Source organism: Ferrovibrio sp., from assembly GCF_035304305.1.
Classification (GTDB): domain Bacteria; phylum Pseudomonadota; class Alphaproteobacteria; order Ferrovibrionales; family Ferrovibrionaceae; genus Ferrovibrio.
Window position 1 is genome coordinate 1 of the sequence record NZ_DATGQG010000065.1, and the last position, 4,225, is coordinate 4,225.

The window sequence follows — 4,225 nt, forward strand, 5'->3', positions numbered from 1 at the left end:
TTGGTGCCGGCGCCCACGGTCAGGATCACGCCGGCGCGGTGGATCAGCTCGAACAGGCCGTCGCACAACTCGGCCTCGTTATCGCAGCCGGTCGATTCATCGGGGCGCAGCATGGTCTGCGCGCCGATTACGCTCGAAATCACATTGGCCATGTGCTGGAACAGCTCGCTGCCAAAGGTTTTATTCATGGCCGCAGCTACCGCCGCCTCGTAACCCTCCAGCGCCAGCACACTGACGCTGTGCATGCGTCCGGTTTCGACCAGCACCGATAGCCTGGCCACCGCATTGCGCGCGACGGGATCGTTGCGCACAGGCTCGCCATCGCGCGTGGCGGTGCGCACCCACTCCAGGAACTTGTCGAAAATGCGCTGCTGGATGTTGTGGGGAAACAATGTAAAGCGTTCGAAATCAAGGGCTTCGGAGATGATCTTGAAGCCCTCCCCCTCGCCGCCGAAACGCTGGCTATCAGGCACGTAAACGTTATCCAGGAACACTTCGTTGGTGCGCTCGCCGTTGATGCAGTACATCGGAGTGATGTGAATGCCCGGCGTGTTATGCAGATCGATCAGGAACAGCGTGATGCCCTTGTGTTTGGGTCCGCTGGCATCGGTGCGCGTGGCCAGGTAATACCAGTCGCCGAAATGCGCCGAAGTGGTGAAGCGCTTCTGGCCGTTGATACGCCAGCCATCGCCATCGCGGGTGGCCTTGATCTTCAGCGAGGCCAGATCGGAACCCGCCTCCGGCTCGGAGTAGCCAATCGCCCATTCGATCTCGGCATTGAGGATTTTGGGCAGGAAGTAGGCCTGCTGCTCCGGCGTGCCATGTCTGGCCATCGAGCGGCCGATGATGCCGATGCCTTTGCCGACGGCGGGTGCATTCTCGTAGGCGCAGGCCTCGTTCAGCAGATAGTCGTAGCGGGCCGACAATCCCTGCCCGCCCAGCTCCTTGGGCCAGGACACGCCCAGGTAACCGCCTTTGGCGAGATCCTTCATGAAACCCCGCTTCTCGGCGGTATCGACAAAGCGGGTCGCTTCCGCGCCCTTGATGCGGACGCCCGGCTTGGCCGCGCATTGTTTGATGTATGCCTGCGCCTGCTCGGCCCAGGCCCGTTCTTCCGGCGAAAATTCGAAGTCCATCAGCAGTTACCCCCTTCAATAAGTTCGGCGGCGATGAAATCTTCCAGCGCACGCGCGTCCGCCCAGGTCACCAGATTCTGTTTGGCGCGGCGGAAGAACAGCTGGATGTCGAGATCATTGGTAAACCCGACGCCGCCAAAGATCTGCTGGCCGGTACGGGTGGCAAAACGGGCGGCTTCGCTGGCGCGCAGGAAAGCCGTGGCCGCCAGCCGCGGCCAGTCGGACTGGCCCTTGTCCCTGGCCCATGCCGCCTGCCAGGTCAGGTAGCGGGCGCCGGTGACGCCGGTATGGGAATCGGCCAGCTGGTGGGCGATGGCCTGGAAGCTGCCGATAACCCGGTCGAACTGCACCCGCTCCTTGGCATACGTGTTGGCCAGCTCGACGGCGCGGGTGCCGCAGCCGACGAACCAGGCCGACTGGGCAATCAGCGCCTCGCAGCTGACCGCGCCCCAGGTCTGCCAGCCGCTGCCTTCGGCGCCGATACGCTCCGATTGCGACACGCGGACATTGTTGAAAGTCACCGTGTAGCGCGGATCGAGCGCGTGCGACTGGGTGCGGGTCAGCGTCACCCCCGCAGCCTTCGGATCGACCAGCAGAATGTTGATGCCGGCCTCGCCCCTGCCTGTGCCGGAGCGCGCCAGCACCAGCAGGCGATCCGCGGCCTCGGCATAGCCGACAAAGTACTTCTCGCCATTGAGGGTGTAGCCATCGGTGCCTGGCTCGGCGCGCAGCTGCACGCCTTTCGCGCTCAGGCTGTTGCCCGGTTCGAGCAGTGCCGGCGTCAGGATGACTTCGCCCGCGGCAATACGCGGCAGCCACTGCTGCTTCTGCGCCTCACTGCCGGCTGCGGCGATGATGCCGGCGCCGATGACCGCCGTTTCGAGATGCGGGGCCGGACACAGCGCGCGCCCGAATTCCTCGTAAATCACTGCAGTTTCCAGCGCACCCAGCCCGGTGCCGCCATAGGCTTCCGGCAGATTCAGTCCGGGCAGACCCATGTCGGTCAGCGCCTGCCACAGATCCGGCGGATAACCCTTGGGATCGCTCTCCATCTTGCGCACCACGGCTGGCGTGCTTTGGTCGGTGAGCAGCCTGCGCAGACTGCCCTGCAGCATCAGTTGTTCGTCAGAAAGTTTGAGGTCCACTGTTGTCTCCTGATATCGAAATGTTCTGCCGGCTAAATAACGGCTTTTCTATCAGCCCACGTTGTTTAACCAACGATGCCGGCCGCAGCCAGCGCCCGGTATTGATTGGCGTCCACACCGATCTCGGCCAGCACGGCTTCGGTATCGGTGGCACTGCCGGATGGCAGCTTGACGGTGCCGGTGACCGGCGCGGCGCCGGCCAGCAGCGGCCCGAGCTGGCGGTAGCGGCCGTGTTCGGGATGCTCCACGTCGATAAACGCGCCGCGCGCCTGAAATTGCGGGTCATCGACCACCTCAGCAATCGAATTGACCGGTGTCACACAGCTGTCGAGCTGGCTGAACACCGCCATCCACTCGGCACGGGTACGCCGCGCAAATCCGGCGCGGAAAGCATCGCGAATCGATGCCTGTGCGGCCGGGTCCATCTGCTGCGCAATCCACTGCTCGCAATCGAGCGCCTTGCAGACATTGGCGAAAAAGCCGGACTCCACCGCCGCCAGCGTCAGCCAGCGGTCATCGGCGGTGCGGTAGAGGTCGTAGCAGGCATAGCCGCCGGTCAGCAGCGAACTGCCCGGCCCCGGCTCCTTGCCGGTGGCGAGGTATTCGTCGACATGCATCGACATCAGATAGAGGACGCCATCGGTCATCGACACATCGAGGTAGGTGCCCTTGCCGGTGGCTGTGCGGCCGACCAGCGCAGCCAGAATGGCGAGCACCGCCTGCATGCCGCCGCCGGCGGTATCGGCCACAGTGAGGCCGGGCATGGCTGGCGCGCCGTCGATACGGCATTCCGTTGTCGCCAGCATGCCGGCCAAGGCGTCGTAATTGAGATCGTGGCCGACCCAGCCCGCCGCCGGACCGGTCTGTCCGTAACCGCTGATGGCGCAGTAGACGATACGCGGATTGACGCGAGCGACCGCGTCGTAATCGATACCGAGACGGGCGGCGACACCCGGCCGGAAACTCTCGACCACCACATCGGCCTGCGCGGCCAGCTGGAAAAACAGCTCGCGCCCCGGCTCCGCCTTCATATCGAGCACGACCTTGAGCCAGCCGCGGCCGCCGCCGTAGGCATGGTACGGAGCCTCGATGCGATGCCCGCCCTTGCGCGCCGGCGGCACGATGCGGGTGACGCTGGCGCCGAAGTCCGCCAGCATCCGCGCGCAGCGGGCGCCGGGGCCGACGTTCGAGAGGTCGAGCACCTTGATGCCGACCAGCGGCCCGCCGTTCATACCTGGATTCGCAGCCATCGCGACGCTCGCTCAGGGTTGGTAGAGGCCGGCTTCCTGCATGCGGCGCAGGAACTCCTTCGCGGTGCCGGTAAAGGGCACCGGATTGCTGAAATCGAAAATCTGGCCGGCAGCTGCCGCAAAATCGTCCACGGACGGCACGGTGTTGTTATCGCGCAACAGCACACCTTCAGAGCGATAGAAGCGCACCGCGGTGAAGTAGCCACCGGAGGCACCGATGACCTCGCCGCTGACATTGCACTGCTCGCTGCACAGCCACGACACGGCCGGCGCCACGTAATCGGAAGTGACCAGCGCCGCCACCTTGGCGTCGGCGACCGTGCCGGCCATGCGTGTTTCGCCGGCGACCGGCGAAATGCAGTTGGCGAGAATGTTGTTCTTGGCGCCCTCGGCCTTGAGCACGTTCATGAAGCCGAGCATCGCGGTCTTGGCGGCGCCGTAGTTGGCCTGCCCGAAATTGCCGACCAGACCCGCCATTGATGTCGTACAAACGATGCGACCGTATTTCTGCTCCTGCATCACCGGCCACGCCGCCCGCGTGCAGTAGACCGAACCCATGAAATGCACCTGCATCACGGCCTCGAAATCAGCCATCTCCATCTTGCCGAAGCTCTTGTCGCGCAGGATGCCGGCGTTGTTGATCAGCGCATCGACGCGGCCATAGGCCCGCATCGCGGTATCGATAATGGCCTGC

4 protein-coding genes are annotated in these 4,225 nt (G+C 64.4%); all 4 read right to left on the minus strand.

Features of this window, described 5'->3' with window-relative positions:
- On the minus strand, nt 1–1,136 hold a 1,136-nt coding region (locus tag VKZ87_RS08325; protein ID WP_324220788.1), incomplete at its 3' end, for an acyl-CoA dehydrogenase family protein.
- On the minus strand, nt 1,136–2,281 hold the full coding sequence (locus VKZ87_RS08330; protein ID WP_324220789.1) for an acyl-CoA dehydrogenase family protein: 1,146 nt from the start codon (nt 2,279–2,281) through the stop codon (nt 1,136–1,138). The genes VKZ87_RS08325 and VKZ87_RS08330, both read right to left, overlap by 1 nt.
- 65 nt (nt 2,282–2,346) lie before the next feature.
- Entirely contained in the window at nt 2,347–3,531 is a 1,185-nt protein-coding gene (locus tag VKZ87_RS08335; protein ID WP_324220790.1) for a CaiB/BaiF CoA-transferase family protein, read from the minus strand.
- Nucleotides 3,532–3,543: 12 nt separating this feature from the next.
- A partial coding sequence (locus VKZ87_RS08340; RefSeq protein WP_324220791.1) for an SDR family NAD(P)-dependent oxidoreductase occupies nt 3,544–4,225 on the minus strand: 682 nt, incomplete at its 5' end.